Origin of the sequence: Methyloceanibacter caenitepidi (assembly GCF_000828475.1) — a bacterium.
Lineage (GTDB): Bacteria > Pseudomonadota > Alphaproteobacteria > Rhizobiales > Methyloligellaceae > Methyloceanibacter > Methyloceanibacter caenitepidi.
Genome location: NZ_AP014648.1, coordinates 923,550 through 942,181 on the forward strand (window position 1 = coordinate 923,550; position 18,632 = coordinate 942,181).

Below are 18,632 nucleotides of genomic sequence, written 5' to 3' on the forward strand. Positions count from 1 at the left end.
AACAAGCCGGGCGAGAGTTAAGGATAACAGCGCTTTGGCCTAGCTTGGGATTTTATCCGCATGCTGTATTTGCTGCTGTCCAAGGGAGAGAGATATGACCCGGAAATCCGCACTTTGCTTTTCGGCTGTTTGCGCTTCGATCTTTGCGTTTGCGCTGGTGATGTTCTCGCCGTCCCAGGCTTCCGCCTGCGGCCGCTATGTCGGCTATGGATACGCGACCACGTGCTGTTGTTCCTGCGTCACCTATTGCGGCGGCTATGCCCGTGGACGGGGTTACGGCCGTGCCTATGCTGGCTACAGCTATGCCTATCCCCGTTACGGCTACGCCTACCCGCGTTACCCGTATGCACGGGGCTATGCTCGGCGTCAGTTGCGCCGTGAGGCCATCCGCGGCTGGTAGCGGGCGCGAGTCCCACCCCGCCCGATCTGGGCACACGAGCAGGACCTGAGGCCTGACTGCCGTCGCACGCGGACACGCGTTCGCCGAGCACGAGGCTGCTGGGGCCGCCGCGAAGTTTTTGGAAACCTGGTGCCGCCGGACAGGATCGAACTGTCGACCTCGTCATTACCAATGACGCGCTCTACCACTGAGCTACGGCGGCGTTCCATTGACCTGACGGCGCGGCGCGATCTGTCGTGCGATCGCGAGGCTCCGTTGGTGGTCGGTGGGTCCGCGACGGGCGGGCTGACCTGAGAATCCCTTTTTAGGGAATCGTTGGGGGTGCCCCCTCCCGGTGCGGCGCGCAAACTGCCATAGCGGGCCTTGTGACGCAAGGATTCCGGATCCTCTTACCGCCTTCGAGACAATAGGGTAAAAGGCCCGGGCCCAGAAAGCCTGACAGGGGTGGCGGAATGGCCGGAGAAGACAAGCGCGCGCCGAAATCAGCGCCTATACAGGCAAAGGATGCAAAGCAGGAGCGCCTGGCCCAGGCGCTGCGGGCCAACTTGTTGAAACGCAAAGAGAACGCCCGCGCCAAGCGCACGGGCTCGAAGGCCCCCGATGATGGGGGACAGGGATGACGCGGAAAGGGTAGACTGGCCGCTTGCCGCATCGCCGATCGCGGCCAATCAGGGGAAACGGGGCGCGTAAGACTCAAGGCGCTTCAGAGGGAGTAGCGCGTTATGGATCGTATCCGCATTGTGGGCGGCGAACGGCTCAAGGGCACCATTCGGATCAGCGGTGCCAAGAACGCGGCGTTGCCGCTGATGATTGCGAGCCTTCTCACCGATGAGACGTTGACGCTCCACGGCATGCCGCGCCTCGCGGACGTGGCGTTGCTCGCGCGCATCCTCGGCAATCACGGTGTGGACGTGACCATCGCTGGCAAACGAGCCGGGCAAGACACGAACGATGGACAGACCTACAAGCTGACCGCGGCCGAGATCGTCGACACCACGGCGCCCTACGAGATGGTCGCGCGCATGCGCGCCAGCTTCTGGGTGCTGGCGCCGCTGCTGGCGCGGTGCGGCGAGGCCAAGGTGTCTCTGCCCGGCGGCTGCGCCATCGGCACGCGCCCCGTCGACCTTCATCTTGTGGCGCTCGAGGCGCTCGGCGCCGACATCGAGCTCGACGCCGGCTACGTCATCGCCAAGGCGCCGAAGGGCCTTAAGGGCAACCGGATCCACCTGGCCAAGGTTTCGGTGGGCGCGACCCACAATGCCCTGATGGCGGCGGTGCTGGCCGAGGGCGACACCGAAATCGTGAACGCCGCCCGGGAGCCCGAGGTTGGCGATCTCGCTGCCTGCCTGGTCGCCATGGGCGCAAAGATCGAGGGCATCGGCACCTCAACGTTGCAGGTCCAAGGCGTGTCCTCGCTGCACGGGGCCGAGCATCGCGTGCTGCCGGATCGCATCGAGACCGGCACCTACGCCATGGCCGCGGCGATCACGGGCGGCGACATCTTTTTGGAAGGCGCTCGCGCTGAGCTTCTCCAGGAAGCGCTCGAGGCGCTGCGCTCGACGGGCGTCGAGGTTTACGAAGAGACCGGCGGCCTCCGCGTGTGCCGCAACGGTCACGGACTCGAGGCCGTGTCCGTGGAAACGCAGCCGTTCCCGGGTTTCCCGACCGACCTCCAGGCCCAGCTCATGGCGCTGATGTGCACGGCAAAGGGCGTTTCGGAGGTGCGAGAGACCATATTCGAGAACCGGTTCATGCATGTGCAGGAACTGGCCCGGCTCGGGGCCCGCATAGATCTTCGCGGCGATACGGCGCTGGTGCACGGGGTCAACGGGCTCCGCGGCGCGCCCGTCATGGCGACGGATCTGCGCGCGTCTGTCTCGCTCATCATCGCGGGGCTCGCCGCGCAAGGCGAGACCACAATCGGCCGCGTGTACCATTTGGACCGCGGATTCGACCGGCTCGAAGAGAAATTGCGCAACTGCGGCGCTCAGATCGACCGCATCGCCGGCTAGGCGCCTGATTTTCGGAATGTCTTCCGAAGCAGACCGAAAGCATGGTAGGTCCAAGTCAGTTATGCTCTTACCGGTGATTTCTTCTTATGACGACGCTTAAGCTGCTCGCTCTCGACGAGGAAGACTTGCAAGTCGTGTCCTCGCAACTTCAGGACGCGGTCGTGCGGGTCGGTGATATGGCCTATTTGCCGTCGCAGAAGCGGTTCGCGGCTGTCCTGAACCGGTTCGACTGGCAGAGCGCCGCCGTAGACGCCGATGGAGAGCGTTTTCGCCGGCTGCGCACGGCGCTGCGCTTCGACCGGGTGCTCGGCGCCCGCCACAAGGCTCTCGCCCCGCAGAACAAGGACCGGGTCCTGTCTCTGCTCGCTATTGGCTTCGAGGAGGGCGAGGCGCCCGGCGGCAGGGTCGTGCTGTATTTCGCGGGCGATGTGACGGTGCAACTCGACGTCGAGTGCATCGAGGCGGAGATGCGCGACCTGGGGCCTGCCTGGCGGACCCGCAACAAGCCGAAACACCCAAGCGAAGGCGAAGCCCAAGGCGGCACCGAAGTCGACCCTCAGGTCGACCCGCAAGTCGATGCCCAAGGCGACGCTACGATGTCAGCCGAGACAGAGTCGAAACGCTCCAAAGCCGCGGGCGTTTGAGGTCGTATGGTTCAGATGCTGGATACCCGTGAGGACGGCTTCGCGGCCCGCTTCGAGGCGTTGCTCGGCATGAAACGCGAGTCCTCGGCGGACGTGAACGACGCCGTCGCCAAGATCATCACCGATGTCCGCGCCCGCGGCGACGAGGCTCTCATCGATTTCACACAGAGATTCGATCAGCTCGATCTTCGCGAAGCCGGTATTGCCGTGTCGGAAGCCGATATTGCGGCCGCACTCGCCGCCTGCGACGAGGAGACGGTCGACGCGCTGAAACTCGCTCATGAGCGCATCCTCGCTCACCACAGCCGGCAGCTCCCGTCGAGCGAGACCTATACCGACGCCACGGGCGTGGAACTCGGTCAGCGCTGGTCGCCGGTCTCATCGGCCGGTCTTTACGTGCCGGGCGGCACCGCCAGCTATCCGAGCTCGGTCCTGATGAATGCCGTGCCCGCCAAGGTCGCGGGCGTAGAGCGCCTGGTCATGGTGGTCCCATCGCCGCGCGGCGAGCTCAATCCTCTGGTGCTTGTGGCCGCCGCGCTCGCAGGCGTCGACGAGATCTACCGCGTCGGCGGCGCGCAAGCGATTGCCGCGCTCGCCTTCGGCACCGAAACGATCCGTCCCGTGTCGATCATCGTCGGCCCCGGCAACGCCTATGTCGCCGCGGCCAAGAGGCAGGTCTTCGGCCAGGTCGGCATCGATATGGTCGCCGGGCCGTCCGAAGTGGTGGTCATTGCTGACAACGAGAACGATCCGGCTTGGATCGCCAGCGATCTGTTGGCGCAGGCCGAGCACGACACTGCAGCGCAATCCATTCTCATCACCGATGACGCCAACTTCGCCGACGAGGTCGTGGCGGCCGTGGAGACACAGTTGAAGACGCTCCCGCGTGCGCAGACCGCACGGGCAAGCTGGGAGGATTTCGGCGCGGTGATCCTTGTCGAAAGCCTCGACGAGGCCCCAGCGCTGTCCGACCGGCTTGCCCCGGAGCATCTGGAAATCGCCACCGCGAACGCGGACGCGCTCACGGAAAAAGTCCGGCACGCGGGCGCCATCTTCGTCGGCCGCTACACGCCGGAGGTTATCGGTGACTACGTGGCGGGCACCAATCACGTCCTACCGACCGCGCGCAGCGCCCGGTTCGCATCGGGACTCGGCGTGCTCGATTTCATGAAGCGCACCTCGCTTCTCAAGCTCGACGCCGAGAGCCTCAAGACGCTTGGGCCTGCGGCCATGACGCTTGCGCGGGCCGAAGGGCTCGATGCCCACCGCCGCTCCGTCGGCATCAGACTGAATCTGCCGGATTGATCATGACCGAGACGGACGACGACAGCCCTTTTCCGGATACCGCCCGTTTGCTTGCCGTCACGTTGGACGAGGCCTCGCTGGGCCGCGACAGCGTCGAAGTCGAGCATGAGCGCGAGGTCGCCATCTTCGATCTCCTGGAGAAGAACAATTTTCTTCTGGAGGGCGACGGGTTGGATGGGCCCTACACGCTGCATCTGTCGCTGGCCGACAACCGGCTTGTATTCGCCATCTCCGATGAAGACGGCAACGCGCTGCAGCAGATCATGCTGTCGCTGTCGCCGTTCCGCCGCATCGTGAAGGACTATTTCCTGATCTGCGACAGCTACTACGCCGCCATCAAGACCCAACCCGCCTCCAAGATCGAGGCGATCGATATGGGGCGCCGCGGGCTGCACGACGAGGGGAGCCAGCTCTTGCTGGAGCGCCTGAAGGGCAAGGTCACGGTGGACATCGCCACCGCAAGGCGACTGTTCACGCTTCTTTGCGCGCTTCACTGGAAGGGCTGATCCGTTGAGCGCTGGCGGGGATCTGCCCGGCGCCGTTCTCTTCGCGTGTGCCAGCAACGCTATTCGCTCGCCGATGGCCGCGGCCATGTTGCGCCATCTGGCGGGACGGCGGATTTATGTGGAATCCGCAGGCGTCCGGGCAGGTGAGCCCGACCCGTTTGCGATCGCGGTCATGGACGAGATCGGCATCGACATTTCGGATCACGTGCCGCAGGCCATCGACGATCTCCATGATCTCGGCTTCGACCGCATCGTCACCCTGGCGCCCGAGGCTCAGCACAAGGCGCTCGAACTCGCGCAAGGCTATGCCATCGACGTGGTGTATTGGCCAACGCCGGACCCCACGCTCGCCACGGGGCCCCGCGACGTGATTCTCGATGCGTATCGCGCGGTTCGCGACCGCTTGTTCAGCAAGATCAAGGCCGAATTTCCGGTGCAAGGGGCCGGGGGCGTCTAGGCCTGGTTGCCGGGAGAGGAGATTCTTTCGCCGATCCGGGAACGCCTTGAGCGCGGAGCCGTTTTTCCTTCGTCCCCTAGTAACGATTGGACCGGACGATGAATGAAATTCCGCGAACAAACGGCGCGAGCCCGCACTCAAGCCCGCATCAGGGCCAGCCGCAACGCCTAGAACTGTCCACGGACCAGGCCGTCGAAACCGCCGCTCTTGCAGGCGCTGCCGCCGTTCAGAAATTGGTATCGGAGCGTAATGAGTTGCGCACGCGCCTTGCGGCACAGGAGCAGGAGACCGCTGCCTACCGGGCGCTGAACAACGAGCTGCGCCGGCGCCTGTTGATGGTCCACCAGACCTATGTGGAGATGGCCAAGGGGGTCGTCGGTGATCTCGAACGCTTCGACGCCGCGCTGCGGGATTCCGCGCAAGACGCCCATGCCACGATCGAGGCCCAGATGCAGTGGGAAGAGGGCGCGGCGGCTCCCGCTCAAAACGGCGCCGCAAGGGTCGCTGGAACGCATATCAACGGCGCGCACGCCAATGGCGCTCACCAGCCGAACGGCCCCACACAAATAAAGCCGTAGGCTATACACGGTTGGCGGCGATCTATCCCCCTCGTATCTCGCGGCTGTCTTGCGCCATCTTTCTGAAGTACCACAGCTTTCAGCCATTCTAGGGCTCCAGAACGGCTGTCCGCCGATTCCGCCTGGGCGAAGCCATGGCGCCGCAATCTCTAGTCGAGTGTTGCGCCCCTGCACTAGTTGTATCATGCAGCCTTTGATTACAGTTGGATCCACAAGAACGATCGGCGCGATAGGGTGCGCCGATGGGCAGGGGGTTTCGTGGATTTCGGATGCACTGCGAGGCGGCAGTGGCCGTCTGCGCGAACGCGCAGACGTGCCGGGCGCGTGGATCGCCCTAGACCCGCCCACAAGGTTCTTCATCCCCGAATAACAAGCGCAGCGCGCCATTCGCTGCTGCTCGGCACGGCGCTCGCCTCGACGCTTCTGCTCGCGACAGTCACCGCGCCGACGCCGGCTCATGCGGTCGTCACTTGCCCACCCGGCACTTTTCCGCCGCCAGGCCCGATCACGCTCAACCCTGCTGGAGACAGCGTCAATTGCGTGAATGTCTATGACCGCAACAACGCCGGCGATCCCGTTATCGACCTCGTCACCACCGGTGCTGGTCAATTCATTACGCTCAACAACAGCGGGGACCTGACGTCGCCCGACGACCGCGGCATCCGCGCCTATAGCCAGGGCCTCAACAGTCCCGTCGATGTTTTCAACACCGGCGATATCGACTCCTACAGGGCAGGCATTTATGCCAAGACCCGGTTCGGCGCGCTCGACGTCTTCAACGCCGGCCATATCACCGGCCTCTATTCCGGTATCCAGGCTGCGACCGGCACGGGTGGGGGCCCCAACAGTCCTCTCAGTCTCATCAACACCGGCGACATCGATCTGCAGCAAGGCACAGCCATCAGCGCGAGTACCTACCAGGCGCAGAGCGAACTCTCTGTGGTCAACACCGGTGCGTTGACGGGCGCCGAAATAGGGATACTCGCGAATACCGACAACGACGATAGCGATATCGACGTCACCAACCGCGGCAAGATCTCCGTGACCGGGAACAGCACCGACCCCGTCTTCGGCATTAACACCTTTGCATACGGCGCAAACAGTTCGACCACGATTGACAACACGGCCAATATTCGGGCGACGACGTCCTATGGTCGTGGCTTCGGCATTTATGCCCTTTCGGTTGATGACGACAGTGCCGTCACGATCACCAACAACGCCGCCATTAGCGTCGACGCAAAAAATGGCGCCTACGGCATCGTCGGCCTGACGTACGGAGACAACAGCCCCGTTAAAATCGACAACACCGGGGACATCACGGTGACGTCGACGGTAGGGGGCTTCGAGGCCGATGGCATTGACGCAATCACCGATGACGACGACAGCGCCATCACCGTCACCAATAGCGGCGACATCAAAGCCACGAGCCGGTCGTTTGCGGACGGCATCGACGCAGAGTCCGATGGCACGAATAGTTCCATCACCGTCACCAACAGCGGCAACTTGACCATCAAGGCGACGCTTGGGGGTGCTGAAGGCATCGACGCCGGTGCCTTCGACGACAACAGCGCGGTTGTGGTCATCAACGACGGCAGGATCCATGTCGACGGCTATTATGCGAATGGCATTGATGCGTATTCCACCGACGCTGGCAGCCCCGTCTCGGTTACAAATCGCGGCGACATTACCGCCAAGGCCAAGCAACGGACGTTGGGCATCTATGCCGGGACCTACGGCGACAACAGCCCGATAACCGTCAACAACAGCGGCGACGTCAACGCCACGTCGACGCAAGAGAACGCGGTCGCTATCTCCGCGTACACCTATGGCCGGAACAGCCCGATCAGCATCAACAATTCGGGTTCGCTCTACGCCAAGGGCGCCGCCGCCGACACGGGTATCGCCGCGTACAGCTACTACGCCAACAAGACGATGATCACCAACACGGGTGAGATCGGTGCGGCTTCTCACGTGGCCATTGACGTCAACGGTCAGGGAAGCGCCACGATTTTCAACGCGGGCCTCATCACGGGGCTCGTGGATCTGACGGAACAGAACGACCGCTTCTTCAACCAGGCGGGCGGTGTGTTCGAGACCAAGAAGACGTCGCTGTTCGGCGGCGGCGACGACCTGTTCGTGAACCAATCGGGCGCGACGGTGCTGGCGGCGACCAATCCGAATGGCCGTGAGATGAGCGGCTTCGAGGGTCTCGAGACCTTCAAGAACGCCGGCGGCACGATCTCGCTGGTGGACGGCGGTGTAGGCGACACGTTCACCATCGCCAACACGCCGGGCGGCGCGGACCTGAAGTTCGAAGGCGGCGGTTACTTGGCCGTGGATGCGAGCCTCAGTGGGCCGGGCTCGTCGGCGGACAATTTCATCGTCGACGGCGACGTGACGGGTCAGACCAAGGTGATGGTGAACAACACCAGCACCCAGCCCGGCATCTTCAACTCACAAGGCATCCCGGTCGTGTTCGTGGAGGGCAAGACGCCGAGCGCGGGCAACTTCGTGCTGGCGGACGGTCCCATCGACACCGGTCTGTTCGACTACGACCTGTTCTTTGTGCCCACAGGCAGCGGCTTCTGGGAACTGCGCAGCTTCGTGGGCGCAACCGCTCATGCCCTGCCGAAGCTGCTGACCGCGGCGCAGGACATCTGGCACGAGACCTCATCCACCTGGTTCGATCGCACGGCGGACCTTCGTGTCGTCCTCAATGGGGGCGGCGCCCCGGCCTATGACGCCGGCAGCAAGGGATTGGTTGAACCTTCATCAAACGGTCTCACGCCGGGCGTGTGGATCAAGGGCGGCGGCTCGCGCCTCGACAGGCAGGGCAACGCCACCACGCGGGCCTACGGCAACACGTATAATTACGATCTCGACACCGAGCTCTCCACGATCGACCTGCAGATGGGCGTGGACATGGGCCAGTACGATGTCCTCTCTCAAGGCGATGTGCTGATCTTCGGCGTGCTCGGCGGCTTTGTGGGCGCCGGGCTCGACTACGACAGCCTCGGCGACAATTTCGACTTCTCCGGCGGCCAGGTCGGGGCGTATGCGACCTATCTCAAGGGCGGTCTGTTCGTCGACACGCTGCTGAACGTCCACTTGTATGAGATCGACACGCCCAATCTCGGCTTCCCGGACAGCCTGAACGCCACCACGGTGGGCTTGCGCACCGATGCCGGCTACCGCTTCGGCAGCTTCACCGGCGGGGCCTTCTTCGAGCCGCTCGCCACCATCGAAGTGACCTGGGCCGATATCGACGGCTTCAACGTGGGCGGCAATAAAGTCAGCTTCTCGGACGACGCCAATGTCCGTGGCAGGATCGGCGGTCGTGTCGGCACCACCACCGAAGCGTGGGAAGGCACCATGATGGAGCCGTTCCTGATCGCGAGCCTGTGGGGGAACCTCTCCGAGGACAACTCCGCCACGCTGGTCTCGTCCGGCACGACCTTCAACTTCTCCGACGATCTCGACGACGTCTGGGGAGAACTCTCGGCCGGTGTGAACCTCTTCAACTTCTCCCAGACCACCGCCGTGTTCGCCAAGGTCGACTACACCTTCGGCGAGGACGTGCAAGGCCTCGGCGGCAAAGCCGGCGTGCGCGTCGCTTGGTAGGTCTTGCGACCGCAATGGCACGCAGGGCACCTGCCGAGCCCTCGGTCTCGGTTCGGGGGCTGACCCAGAGCAGACAGTCGGCGCTCCAGACTTCGAAAGCGGCCTTTCGCTGTGCTAAAGCTCCGGATCTCGGAATTAGATTCCGAACTGTGCATTAGAGGCTCGTTGGGTTACCGGCGGCCGCCTGGCGAGAGTTCTTGGCGGAAGAATGACGCAAACGACGAACACTTGGCTCGTAAGGGCGGCCATTGTTGCGATGGTCGCTGGTGCCGCTTACGTGCTGTGGCAGAACTTGCGCTCTGACGGGCCGCCCGAAGGCTTTGCCGAGGGTAACGGCCGCATCGAGGCGACGGAAATCGACGTCGCCACCAAAATCGCCGGCCGGGTCGAGAAGATTGACGTTCGCGAAGGCGACTTTGTCGATGCCGGCCAGGTGCTCGCGGTGATGGATACGGAGGTGCTCGACGCGCAGCTCCGCGAGGCGGATGCCGAACTCCGGCGCGCGAAGGTAGGGGTCAAGACCGCCGAGAGCCAAGTCTCGCAGCGCGAAGCGGAGAAGACAGCCGCCGAGGCCTTGGTGGCCCAGCGCGAAGCCGAGTTGGACGCGGCGGCCAAACGTTTGGCTCGCTCCGAAGAACTGGTCCCGAAAGGGGCGACCTCGGTCCAGGTTCTCGACGACCGCCGGGCGGCGTACGAAGGCGCCAAAGCGGCGGTCGCGGCCGCGAAGGCGCAAGTGTCCGCGGCGGAGGCGGCGATCGGGCTTGCGCAGTCGCAGGTCATTAGCGCCCATGCGGCGGTGGATGCGACCCAAGCCACGATCGAACGTATCAAGGCGGACATCGACGACAGCACGCTGCGCTCGCCGCGCTATGGCCGCGTGCAATACCGCGTCGCCGAGCCGGGCGAGGTGCTGGCGGCGGGCGGCACCGTGGTCAATCTCATCGATCTCAGGGACGTCTACATGACCCTCTTCCTGCCCACGATCGACGCGGGCCGGGTGAAGCTCGGAGCGGAAGCGCGGGTCATCCTCGATGCCGCCCCACAATATGTCATCCCCGCGAACGTGTCCTTCGTGGCGGACGTGGCGCAGTTCACGCCGAAGACGGTGGAGACGGAAGAAGAGCGCCTGAAGCTGATGTTCCGTATCAAGGCGCGCATTGATCCGGCCCTTCTCGAGAAGCATGTCCGCGACGTCAAGACCGGGCTTCCGGGCATCGCCTATGTCCAGCTCGACCCGGATATCCCCTGGCCCGACGATCTGAAGGTGCGTCTCCCCGAATGAGCGCGCCGCCCCCTCACGCCGATGGGCCGGGGACAGCGGCTGCCCCCGTGGCGCGATTGCAAGGCGTGCGGTTGCGCTACGGCAAGGCGCAAGCACTCGCAGGCATCGACCTCGATCTGCCCGCTGGTGTGATGGTTGGTCTTCTCGGACCTGACGGCATCGGCAAGTCGAGCCTTTTGTCGCTGATTGCCGGCGCGCGCGCGATCCAGCAGGGCCAAGTAGAGGTGCTTGGCGGCAGCATGGCCAAGGCCGGCCATCGGCGGCGCGTCTGTCCGCGCATTGCCTACATGCCCCAAGGACTCGGCAAGAACCTCTACCCGACCTTGTCGGTCGCCGAGAATATCGACTTCTTTGCCGCGCTGTTTGGCCACGCTCGCGCCGAGCGGGAACGGCGCATCGCCCTTCTCACCAAAAGCACGGGACTGGCCCCCTTCGTCGACAGACCTGCCGGCAAGCTCTCCGGCGGCATGAAGCAGAAGCTCGGCCTGTGTTGCGCGCTCGTGCACGATCCGGACCTTCTCATCCTCGACGAGCCGACCACCGGCGTCGATCCGCTGTCGCGCCGGCAGTTCTGGCGCATGATCGACGACATTCGCTGCGACCGCCCGGGCATGAGCGTCGTGGTCGCCACCGCCTATATGGAAGAAGCGGCGCGCTTCGATTGGCTGGTGGCGATGGATGCGGGCACCGTGCTCGCCACGGGCACGCCGGAAGAACTTGTCGCCCGCACCGGCACGGACTCACTGGAAGCGGCGTTCATCGAGCTTCTCCCCGACGAGAAACGGCGCGCCTACAAGCCCGTCTCCATCCCGCCGCGTCCATCCGACGATCACGAGACGGCGATCGAGGCAAAAGACCTGACGAAACGGTTCGGCGACTTCACCGCCGTCGATCACGTGAGCTTCGAGATTCAACGCAGCGAGATCTTCGGCTTTCTGGGCTCGAACGGCTGCGGCAAGACCACGACCATGAAGATGCTGACGGGTCTGCTACCGCCGAGCGAGGGCCAGGCTTGGCTTTTCGGCCATAGCTTGGATCCGCACGACCTCGCCACGCGGCGCCGCGTCGGCTACATGTCCCAATCGTTCTCGCTCTACACCGAGCTCACCGTCCGGCAGAACCTCGAGCTGCATGCGCGGCTGTTCGAAGTGCCGGAAGATGAGATTTCCGCCCGCGTCCAGGAAATGGTGGAGCGCTTTGCACTTGCCGGCGTAATCGATGCCTATCCGGCCGCGCTGCCGCTCGGTCATCGACAGCGCCTGTCGCTCGCCGTGGCCATGATCCACAAGCCGGAAATGCTGATCCTAGACGAACCGACCTCGGGCGTCGATCCGATCGCACGCGATGCCTTCTGGCAGATGCTGGTTGACCTCTCGCGCCGTGATGGTGTGACCATCTTCATCTCCACGCACTTCATGAACGAGGCGCAGCGCTGCGATCGCATCTCGCTGATGCATGCGGGCAAAGTGCTGATCACCGAGGCGCCCGACGAGCTCGTCCGCGCGTGCGGCGTCGACACGCTGGAAGACGCCTTCATCCACTATCTGGAAGAGGCTGTCGCAAACGAGCCGGCGGACGAGAAGGCCGAGGCAGAAGCCGAGAAAGCATTGGCAGAGACGATGCGCTGGCCCGAGCCAAAGCCGAGGACCGGCTTCTGGAGCGGCCATATCAATCTACGCCGTCTGCTCAGCTACACGAAACGCGAAGGGCTCGAACTGCGCCGCGACCCGATCCGGCTGACGTTGGCGATGATCGGCAGCGCCATTCTCATGCTGGTGATGGGATACGGGATCAACCTCGATGTGGAGGACCTGACCTTCGCGGTGCTCGATCGCGACCAGACCGCCCTCAGCCAGGACTACGCCTTCAACCTTACGGGCTCACGCTACTTCGTCGAGAAACCGCCCATCGTCGGCTACGAGGACCTAGACAGGCGGATGCGCTCCGGCGAACTCAGTCTCGCCATCGAGATTCCGCCGAACTTCGCTCGCGATATCGCGCGGGGGCGCGATGTTTCTGTGGCGGCTTGGCTGGATGGCGCCATGCCGACCCGCGGGGAAACCGCGCGTGGCTATGTGGAAGGCATGCACGCCCTGTGGCTTGCGGAGAAAGCCCGGCAGGCCGGGGCGGAAGACGCCCATTCGGGGCTCGCCAACGTCGAAATACGATTCCGCTACAATCCGGACGTCCGCAGCGTGGTGGCTATGGTGCCGGGCATCATCCCGCTGCTTCTGATGCTGATCCCGTCCATGCTGACCGCGCTTAGTGTCGTGCGCGAGAAGGAGCTCGGCTCCATCGTCAATTTCTACGTGACGCCGACCACGCGGCTCGAGTTTCTGATCGGAAAGCAAATCCCGTATATCGTGCTCGCCATGTTGAGCTTCTTCGTGCTTGTCATCCTGGCCGTGACCGTGTTCGGCGTCCCGCTCAAGGGAAGCTTACTGACACTGGTCGGCGCAGGGGTGCTCTACGCCGGAGCGGCGACCGGTTTGGGACTGCTCATCTCCACCTTCATGCGTAGCCAGATCGCGGCGATCTTCGGGACCGCGGTGCTCACGCTCCTGCCGGCGGTGAGCTTCTCGGGCATGATCGATCCGGTTTCATCGCTCGAAGGGCTCGGACGCGTCATCGGCGAGATCTACCCGACCTCGCATTTTCTGACCATCTCACGCGGCGTGTTCTCCAAGGCCCTGAGTTTCTCTGACCTGCACGCGCCGTTCCTCGCGCTGGCGGTTGCGAGCCCGGTGCTGCTCTTCGCGGCAACCATGCTGCTCAAAAAGCAGGAGCGCTGATCATGCGGGTAGGGCACGTCTGGGTTCTCGGCATCAAGGAGCTGCGCAGTCTCGCGCGCGATCGCGGCATGCTCGTCCTGATCGTTTATGCCTTTACGCTCGCCGTATACGCATCTGCCACGGCCATTCCGGAGACGCTTCATCGCGCGCAAATCGCCGTTGTCGACGAGGACCGGTCGCCGCTGTCCAATCGAATCGTCAGTGCGTTCTATCCGCCTTATTTCAAGACGCCTGCCCTCATTACCCATGCCGAGATGGATGAACGGCTCGATGCTGGGCTCGATACGTTTGCGCTCGATATCCCGCCCAACTTCCAGCGCGATGTGCTGGCGGGGCACGGCGCGACCGTCCAACTCAACGTCGATGCGACGCGCATGAGCCAAGCCTTCACCGGCAGCAACTACGTTAACACGATCGTCAGCGACGAGGTGCGCGCTTTCGTCGAGCGCTATCGCGAGACCTACGAGTCGCCCGTAGGGCTGACATTGCGGGCCCGCTTCAATCCGGAGCTGACCCAGTCCTGGTTCGGCGCGATCATGGAGATCATCGACAACATCACGATGCTCGCCATCGTACTGACGGGCGCGGCGCTCATTCGCGAGCGCGAGCACGGTACTGTCGAGCATCTCCTCGTCATGCCCGTCACGCCGTTTGAGATCATGGCGAGCAAGGTCTGGGCGATGGGCGCCGTGGTGCTGGTGGCCTGCGCTGTGGCGCTCATCTTCGTCGTACAAGGCATGCTCGACGTGCCGCTTCAGGGCTCGCTGAGCCTATTTCTGGTGGGCGCAGCCCTACAACTCTTCGCCACCACGTCGCTCGGCATTCTGCTCGCGACCTTTGCGCGTTCGATGCCACAGTTCGGCCTGCTACTGATCCTCATCCTTTTGCCGCTGCAAATGCTCTCCGGAGGCGTCACGCCGCGCGAAAGCATGCCGGAAGGGATTCAGATGCTGATGCTCGCAACCCCGAATACCCATTTCGTGCTGGCGGCTCAAGCGATCCTTTTTCGCGGTGCCGGCCTCGATGTGGTTTGGCCCCAGTTCCTCGCGCTTGCAGGGATCGGGCTCGTCATGTTCGGCATCTCGTTGCGCCGATTCCGCACCAAGCTCGGCACCATGGTCTAGGCATCGCCACGATGCTCACTCGTCCAGTCAAACGGGCGGCTTATCCTCCAGTTGCTGCTTGACCGATGGCGGTCTCGATCGCGCGGCCGGAGACGTCGGCCGATCGCACAAACCGGACGTGGCCTCGCCAACGCACGAGAAGAGCTAATGACTCTAATGGGGACTTCAGCGGAAAAATCTTACTCTGATGGTCGATGCTGCGTCTTGAACGGGACCAGGGCGTGCTTACTTTGGGAAAGAAACTATAATTCAGGCAGTTGCCTGGGCATTACGAGTTGCTTGTGTTTTGCCCGAGGTCAGGGATAACGGTTGGATGTTGATCGAACACAAGGTTTTGTCCTCCCTGCGTGAGGATGGGCCGCGTCCGGGCAATGCGCTGCTGCAGTCCCTGCCAGTGCACGAGCTTGCTGTTCTGATGCCTCTTCTCGAACGCGTGCCCCTCGCGCCTCGCCGGGTGTTGCAGCATGCCGGACTTCCTATCGAGCATCTGTTCTTCGTTGAATCCGGCCTCGTCTCTGTGCTCGCCAAGGTGGACGGGCGCAGCGGCGCGGAGGTGTTGCTGATCGGCCATGACGGCGCGGTCGGAGCCACAGTTATGCTCGGCGGCGACACGTCCGATCTAACCTATTTCGTTCAGATCGGCGGTAGTGCCTTGCGGCTAAGCGTCGATGATCTCAATCGAGTTGCGCCGGAAGTGCCGACCCTAAGCCAAGCCCTGAAGGGCTATCTGCATTTGTGCTTGATGCAAAGCTCTCAAAGCGCGGCGTGCAGTTTGCGTCACGCGTTTGTCCCTCGCCTGGCGCGCTGGCTGCTTGACGCGCGAGATCGCAGCGGGCTCGACCGTCTGCCTATTACCCAGGATTTGTTGGCCCGCAGCCTTGGCGTGCACCGTCCAACCGTGTCATGCGCGGTCAAGGATTTCGAGTCCGCCGGCGTTTGCGCGAAGGATCGGGGCGTTGTGCACATCGTCGACAGGCTCAAACTGGAACGCGTCGCCTGCCACTGTTACCGGTTCTTGCGTGCTCAATCAGACAAATGGGAACGGTCGAAGGTGAAGCGAAAGATTGTCATCGCCATGTCCTCCATGTTGGCCGCACTCGAAGCCGAGCTTCTCGCGAGCTAATGCGTGGCGCCCGTGGGGAGAGTCACCAGGGCGCCACGCAAACATTGCGCCGTTAGCCTACGACGACGCCCTCACACTTTTCGTCCTTGATCTCCGCAAGTGCCGCTTTTGCATCGTCCATGGTGGCGTAGCCATCAGTATTCGCGATGGCCGTCTTGCCGGCGCTCAGTTCCGTCCCCGGAATATCGAGGATGACAGAGCACATTCCGACCGTGTCGATGGTGACGAAGTACTTCTCGTCAGCCGCCGAAGCTGGTGCCGTCATGCCGATGGCCAGAAGGCCAACAGCCAGAGCACTGGTGCCAAACACACGCGTCGCGACAGATTTTTTCATGCTTCGCATTTCCTCCAAGTTATTGAACGGAGCTCTTACGAGCCAGCGATATGCATGTAGTCTCTCCCTCGGAGGTGCAAAGGCAGACGGTCCCTTGAGTCGGTATGCTAGATGACGGAGTTCGGTCACAACCGCCGCCCGGGAACCGCCTCTGCCGACCGAACTTGAAAGCGCTAGTCGTACTCCCTCAGGAGGCGCTGGACTTCATCGCGCGTCGGCAACGACGGCTGGGCGCCGTGCCGCTCTGTTGCGGCCGCGCCGGCGGCACAGGCAAAACGCAGGGCCGCGGCGTAGGACTGTCCCTCGACGAGGGCGACGGTCAAAGCAGCCGCAAAAGCATCGCCGGCACCGGTCGTGTCGATAGCCGCCACAGCCGGCGAGGATGCCCGCGCCAATTCTTCACTGCCGCGATAGAGCGCGGCGCCTGAAGCGCCGAATGTCTTCGCCACCAAGCCATCGCGCAACGCCAGACTTTCGCTATACCAGGCCGCTTCCGACTCGTTGACGACGATCAGGTCTGCATCGCGCAGCACGGTCTCGTCGACCTCAGAAGCGGTGGCCAGGACGACGCAAGTGAACCCATTGAACGTCGCGATGGCGCGCGCCACGGCATCCCCTGGCGCAAGGTGTTCACCGATCAGTGCGTCGGCGGCCGGAATTTGGAGGTTCTCGGAAATAAGGCGTAGGTTCGCTTCTGGCGCCACGACGATTTGGTTCTCGCCGCTCTCCGCAACGGCAATCAGTGCGACGCCGGTCGCCTCGTCAGGCACGGCAACCACGCCAGACAGGTCGACCTTACTCTCCCGCAACAGTGCCAAGGCGGCATCGGCCGCGGGGTCGCTGCCCACGCGCCCCATCAGCGACACGTCGGCCCCGAGCCTGCGCGCAGCCAAAGCCTGATTGGCCGCGCCGCCCCCTGGATGCCGCGTCAGCGAAGCATCTGTTACTTTTGCACCCGGGGTGGGCAGACGCGAGGCCGTCGCCACGATGTCGAGGTTGATGGAGCCGACGACGACAACAGACGCCATTTCTGAACTCCTAAGTACAACGGGTGTCGGCCTGTCGTTAGAGGCGGACAGCTTGACCCGTTCGCCACTCGGGACGCAAGCAGTCTGGGAGGAGTTCTTGGTGCGATGACCGGCGGCACTTATGCAATCGCATGCCCGCTCGAGCTATGTGAGTCAACGAAGCGCATTGTGCAGCGAGAGCGAGCGTTCTCTGATGCACTAATTTCACAGACGCGCTCGTTCAGACAGGTGGCCTATCGAGTATTGCCAAGACGAGCGAAACGGCGGCGACCGCGATGACGAACACGACGAATGGCAGCGCGTAAAAAACGGCACGTCGGTGGCCGACGTCCAACCAGTGCTCAAAACGTCTCGCCCACTCGAACGGATAGTCCTCGCCGGTCACATGGTGGCGGGATTGCGTGCCGGCGACAGTCTTCACTTGTGCTTTTTCGTGATCTGTCATTTGCGTGCTCCTTGTCGAATTTCGGGAAGACAGCGCAATCTCAGCGCGTTTGGACGAGCCACGCCAGGGGCTTGTCGACAGATCGTACTTTCTACCTCCGCCGCAGCCCGTCGAAACGTAGGCTTTGACGCTGGCCCCCGCGAGGCAACATTGGCCCGGTATCGCTGGACGCAGGCAATACACCTGCGCCATCGGCACTGCGCCCGCGTATCGTTACGGCCTTGCGGCTGTGGCCCCTTCGTTATTGGGAGCGCTGCGGCCTAGTGGCTGTGTGTTGCCGGCGGCGTATGCGCCACAGCTTCGGATGGCATGTGGGCATCCTCGGCCAAGATAATCAACAGCGTAAAGAGAATGGAATATGTGAGTGCCAGCGCCCAGGTGCGTCCGACGACAATGGCGTTGTTCTTCATGACCCAAGTCTCCCCAAAGCAGTGACAAAGCCTGCCAAAGAAAAATGGCTTTCTCGTGCCGATACGTCACGGTGCGCGAGCCAAGGTGCGGTCTCGAAAACGGCCCACGTCGGAGCTCCGCCCCGTACCCGATGAGAGCGCCCGCATCGCGACCCGAACGACGCCAGACGCGGCAATTTCCCAATGACTTGGCAAAGTAACTTGACTTTCCGCGATGCAAAGGCTCGTTTTGGGGCATGCTTCGCGGTGTTCATCAAGCCATGCGCATGCTTCTCACGATCGCATTCGTGGTCGGGGGTTTCGTCACGCATGCGGGATCTGTGTCCCATGCAGAAGGGGGCGACACGGGCGCTTCTCATCTGCACCTGAACTTGGCAGAAGCGGCGATGACGGAGCGAGCGCCCGATGACCATGTCGAAAGGTTCGCGCCTGGTGGCAAGGATTCGAGCCACGGGGCCGGGCTTTGTCTCGACGCGCACTGCTGCGTACCCGCTATGCAAGCCGCTACGCAGGACAGCCCGCGCCATGCACTCGAACGCGGCCGTCTTCGTGCCGCAGCTCCATCGCAGTA

At 63.2% G+C, this 18,632-nt stretch carries 17 protein-coding genes and 1 tRNA gene; 13 read left to right on the forward strand and 5 right to left on the reverse strand.

From position 1 onward, the window contains the following. The first annotated feature begins 94 nt into the window (after positions 1 to 94). On the forward strand, positions 95 to 400 hold the full coding sequence (locus GL4_RS04330; RefSeq protein WP_045364950.1) for a hypothetical protein: 306 nt from the start codon (positions 95 to 97) through the stop codon (positions 398 to 400). A 127-nt stretch (positions 401 to 527) separates the two neighbouring features. On the opposite strand, the gene GL4_RS04335 is transcribed toward GL4_RS04330, so the two are convergent. Then, positions 528 to 602: transfer RNA gene (locus GL4_RS04335), tRNA-Thr, on the reverse strand. 250 nt (positions 603 to 852) lie between these two features. Here GL4_RS04335 and GL4_RS17405 point away from each other — a divergent pair. The 12 genes from GL4_RS17405 to GL4_RS04390 all read left to right on the forward strand — a co-directional run bounded on the left by GL4_RS17405 (position 853) and on the right by GL4_RS04390 (position 15,844). After that, positions 853 to 1,020 (forward strand): hypothetical protein, encoded by a 168-nt coding sequence (locus tag GL4_RS17405; protein ID WP_156137381.1) that lies wholly within the window; start codon positions 853 to 855, stop codon positions 1,018 to 1,020. A gap of 102 nt (positions 1,021 to 1,122) precedes the next feature. Beyond that, the gene (gene murA / locus GL4_RS04340; protein WP_045364953.1) at positions 1,123 to 2,412 is read left to right on the forward strand and encodes a UDP-N-acetylglucosamine 1-carboxyvinyltransferase; all 1,290 of its coding nucleotides are present in this window, start codon (positions 1,123 to 1,125) and stop codon (positions 2,410 to 2,412) included. Between the two features lie 86 nt (positions 2,413 to 2,498). Further along, on the forward strand, positions 2,499 to 3,056 hold the full coding sequence (locus GL4_RS04345) for a DUF2948 family protein (protein WP_082025463.1): 558 nt from the start codon (positions 2,499 to 2,501) through the stop codon (positions 3,054 to 3,056). A 6-nt stretch (positions 3,057 to 3,062) separates the two neighbouring features. Then, positions 3,063 to 4,361, forward strand: a complete 1,299-nt coding sequence (hisD, locus tag GL4_RS04350) for a histidinol dehydrogenase (RefSeq protein ID WP_045364956.1) — start codon at positions 3,063 to 3,065, stop codon at positions 4,359 to 4,361. Between the two features lie 2 nt (positions 4,362 to 4,363). Next, positions 4,364 to 4,867: a UPF0262 family protein gene (locus GL4_RS04355; protein ID WP_045364959.1), complete on the forward strand. Its 504-nt coding sequence runs from the start codon at positions 4,364 to 4,366 to the stop codon at positions 4,865 to 4,867. Between the two features lie 85 nt (positions 4,868 to 4,952). Continuing rightward, the gene (locus GL4_RS04360) at positions 4,953 to 5,324 is read left to right on the forward strand and encodes an arsenate reductase/protein-tyrosine-phosphatase family protein (protein ID WP_244462678.1); all 372 of its coding nucleotides are present in this window, start codon (positions 4,953 to 4,955) and stop codon (positions 5,322 to 5,324) included. Positions 5,325 to 5,422: 98 nt separating this feature from the next. Further along, a complete protein-coding gene (locus GL4_RS04365; protein ID WP_045364962.1) occupies positions 5,423 to 5,902 on the forward strand; it encodes a hypothetical protein in 480 nt (159 codons plus the stop codon). Between the two features lie 324 nt (positions 5,903 to 6,226). Further along, positions 6,227 to 9,523: an autotransporter domain-containing protein gene (locus tag GL4_RS04370; RefSeq protein ID WP_156137382.1), complete on the forward strand. Its 3,297-nt coding sequence runs from the start codon at positions 6,227 to 6,229 to the stop codon at positions 9,521 to 9,523. 208 nt (positions 9,524 to 9,731) lie between these two features. Further along, positions 9,732 to 10,805 (forward strand): HlyD family secretion protein, encoded by a 1,074-nt coding sequence (locus tag GL4_RS04375; RefSeq protein ID WP_045364968.1) that lies wholly within the window; start codon positions 9,732 to 9,734, stop codon positions 10,803 to 10,805. Beyond that, complete coding sequence (gene rbbA / locus GL4_RS04380) at positions 10,802 to 13,597, forward strand: ribosome-associated ATPase/putative transporter RbbA (protein WP_045364971.1); 2,796 nt, start codon at positions 10,802 to 10,804, stop codon at positions 13,595 to 13,597. The genes GL4_RS04375 and rbbA overlap by 4 nt, the downstream gene beginning before the upstream one ends. Before the next feature lie 2 nt (positions 13,598 to 13,599). Continuing rightward, positions 13,600 to 14,721, forward strand: coding sequence for an ABC transporter permease (locus GL4_RS04385; RefSeq protein ID WP_045364974.1), 1,122 nt, complete (start codon positions 13,600 to 13,602; stop codon positions 14,719 to 14,721). 313 nt (positions 14,722 to 15,034) lie between these two features. Next, positions 15,035 to 15,844 carry a Crp/Fnr family transcriptional regulator gene (locus GL4_RS04390; protein WP_052464111.1) on the forward strand — a complete coding sequence of 270 codons (810 nt, stop codon included), beginning with the start codon at positions 15,035 to 15,037 and terminating at the stop codon, positions 15,842 to 15,844. Positions 15,845 to 15,896: 52 nt separating this feature from the next. Here GL4_RS04390 and GL4_RS04395 read toward each other — a convergent pair whose 3' ends face one another. The 4 genes from GL4_RS04395 to GL4_RS17410 form a co-directional block, all read right to left on the reverse strand. Then, positions 15,897 to 16,178 (reverse strand): hypothetical protein, encoded by a 282-nt coding sequence (locus tag GL4_RS04395; RefSeq protein ID WP_045364977.1) that lies wholly within the window; start codon positions 16,176 to 16,178, stop codon positions 15,897 to 15,899. A 173-nt stretch (positions 16,179 to 16,351) separates the two neighbouring features. Next, complete coding sequence (locus tag GL4_RS04400) at positions 16,352 to 17,206, reverse strand: PfkB family carbohydrate kinase (protein ID WP_045364980.1); 855 nt, start codon at positions 17,204 to 17,206, stop codon at positions 16,352 to 16,354. 220 nt (positions 17,207 to 17,426) lie between these two features. Next, the gene (locus GL4_RS04405) at positions 17,427 to 17,651 is read right to left on the reverse strand and encodes a hypothetical protein (RefSeq protein ID WP_045364982.1); all 225 of its coding nucleotides are present in this window, start codon (positions 17,649 to 17,651) and stop codon (positions 17,427 to 17,429) included. Positions 17,652 to 17,911: 260 nt separating this feature from the next. Continuing rightward, positions 17,912 to 18,061 carry a hypothetical protein gene (locus GL4_RS17410; protein WP_156137383.1) on the reverse strand — a complete coding sequence of 50 codons (150 nt, stop codon included), beginning with the start codon at positions 18,059 to 18,061 and terminating at the stop codon, positions 17,912 to 17,914. Positions 18,062 to 18,632: the final 571 nt, after the last annotated feature.